Origin of the sequence: Phytopseudomonas flavescens (assembly GCF_900100535.1) — a bacterium.
Classification (GTDB): Bacteria; Pseudomonadota; Gammaproteobacteria; order Pseudomonadales; family Pseudomonadaceae; genus Aquipseudomonas; species Aquipseudomonas flavescens.
Window position 1 is genome coordinate 1 of the sequence record NZ_FNDG01000048.1, and the last position, 2,010, is coordinate 2,010.

Annotated in this window: 3 protein-coding genes; 2 read left to right on the forward strand and 1 reads right to left on the reverse strand. The window is 55.8% G+C overall.

Annotated features, from left to right (window positions below):
• On the reverse strand, nt 1-1,006 hold a 1,006-nt coding region (locus tag BLR94_RS26960; protein ID WP_084309001.1), incomplete at its 3' end, for a phage/plasmid replication domain-containing protein.
• Nucleotides 1,007-1,165: 159 nt separating this feature from the next.
• Between BLR94_RS26960 and BLR94_RS26965 the strand changes: the two genes are divergently transcribed.
• Together BLR94_RS26965 and BLR94_RS26970 are read left to right on the forward strand one after the other, a co-directional pair.
• The gene (locus BLR94_RS26965) at nt 1,166-1,513 is read left to right on the forward strand and encodes a helix-turn-helix transcriptional regulator (protein WP_139207537.1); all 348 of its coding nucleotides are present in this window, start codon (nt 1,166-1,168) and stop codon (nt 1,511-1,513) included.
• An 8-nt stretch (nt 1,514-1,521) separates the two neighbouring features.
• Nucleotides 1,522-1,974: a hypothetical protein gene (locus BLR94_RS26970; protein WP_084309003.1), complete on the forward strand. Its 453-nt coding sequence runs from the start codon at nt 1,522-1,524 to the stop codon at nt 1,972-1,974.
• The last annotated feature ends 36 nt before the right edge of the window (nt 1,975-2,010 follow it).

A 2,010-nucleotide genomic window follows, 5' to 3' on the forward strand; every position in this document is an offset into this window, starting at 1 on the left:
TACCGATCTGGCGCAGGCGGGCGCGGTGCTTCTGAACGGCGGATGACTCAAGGTCAAAGCGCTGACCACACTGCCAAAGCGCGACATAGCCAGCGGTCGTCATTGCCGCCTTACGATGCTCAACAATGCCTTTGGCTAGCAGCTCATCGGCCACGGTGAAAACGTCGAAATTCGTGATTTCGCACTTGTTACCAACCATGAGGAACCCCCTATGGATTTCTCTCAATTTCTGCTCATCGAACAGGCCCCAAAACTGGAGCCCTTCACGCTTCAAATACTCTGATCGACACTTGATCTCAGAGCGCACCATGCCGACCGATACACACCAGTCGCGCAGTTCCCGCACGTAGCGGAATTCGTCGGAGTCTTCGCCAAAGGTGCGTTTCACCTTTGGGAGCAAATGAGCATTCAGCTCAGCCGCTTTGTTGTAATTGCCCGGATAAACCAAGCGACCGGCCTTCTCGCCACCGGTAGGCGTCCAAACCGTGGTATTGCCATCCGGATACAGGTAGGCAATCGAGTTGCGGAATCGCTGGCTGGAAATGCCGCGCAAATACGCCCTTTCGTTGCCCTGCCCTACATAGAAATTACTGGTCAGGTCGAGGCGCTGAAAAACCGCGCCATCAGCCACGGCAGTGCCGTCGTTCAGCCGCTGGAGCGTCTTGCACGGGGTCATCGGCGGGAGCTTGAACTCAGCCAAAACCGAGTTGATAACCCGCATGCAGCCGTCCAGGGTTTCGATGCCGAAGACGTTGTCCAGGCGGTTGATGCGGGAAGGGTTGCCGTCAACGGTGATACGCCGGCCGGCGACGTGGATACGGAACGTGGTGCAGTAGCTACCCTCGGCCAGAAAGGCCGGAGTGGTCTCGGCTATCTGCTCGCCTGTCTTGGCATCGAAATGGCGGCTAAAGGTTTCCGAGACCTTAGGCAGGTCGTACGGGTAGTCCTGATATGCCTTGATCCAGTCGAAAAACATCGCGACAGGGGTGCGCTCAAACGAATCCATCCCAAAACCTGTCAACCCCAAAAAATGTGTAGTCAAGTCTGCAATAATCTTGTGGTGCAGGGCAATAGTTAATCTGTGGGTCAAGCACAAATATTCTGATGCTGTACGTAAACACAGGAGATAGCCTCAGTGACGAATCCGAACCTGGACGCCCTACCGATGAGCATTGGCGAAAACATCCGAGAGAAAAGAGAAGCGGCAGGCTATTCACAGGCGGCGCTCGCCGAGTATCTAGGGGTAACCGAGAACACTATCGCGGCATGGGAGAAGGACAAAAACAAGGAAGGCCCAGCAGGAACCAAGGTGGTGCTGATGGCACAGCTTTTTGGCTGCTCGACAGACGAAATACTTATGGAGAGGCACCAGAGGGGGATAGCGGCAGAGCTAAGGGCTATATTCAGACGATTCGAAGACCTGCCAGCAGAAATGAAGCCGATGGCGAGAGGAATGTTCAGCCACCTGATGGCCGGGCTTGAAGAAGAAGCAGCAAGGAAAACGGCGGCGTAGAGGAAAGCATGGGCACGGTAATCGGATACGGCGTAGAGAGCGAAATGGAAGGCGGCTTTCTCATTGCAGAGAAACCCAGCGTATGGGGATTCAGCCTTGAATCAGCCGCACGCTACGACACGCCAGGAGAGGCCTGGACTGCAGCGAACCGAAGGCAATCAGCGCTGGCCGTGGCCATAGAGATAATCCTGGAGGATGACGGCGAAATTTGCTGGGAGCCCCTGCCGAAGCCGGAAAAGGCCAAGGGCGGTCAATGGATTGTATGGATGGAGACGACGCCCGGAGGCCGGCGAATGTACGTCATGAAGACAGGACGAAGCATCACCCTATCCAACGCACGGTCGGATGCGAAGGGCTACAAGCTCAAGGCGGCAGCGGAAAAGCTGGCCGCGAAATTGGCCGAGGAAGGAAGCGCCACAGGCGTTCAACAGCTAACAGCCGAGATCACACCAATACGCTAAAAACCCCTCGATTGCGGGGTAAAGTGGGGGTGTTAC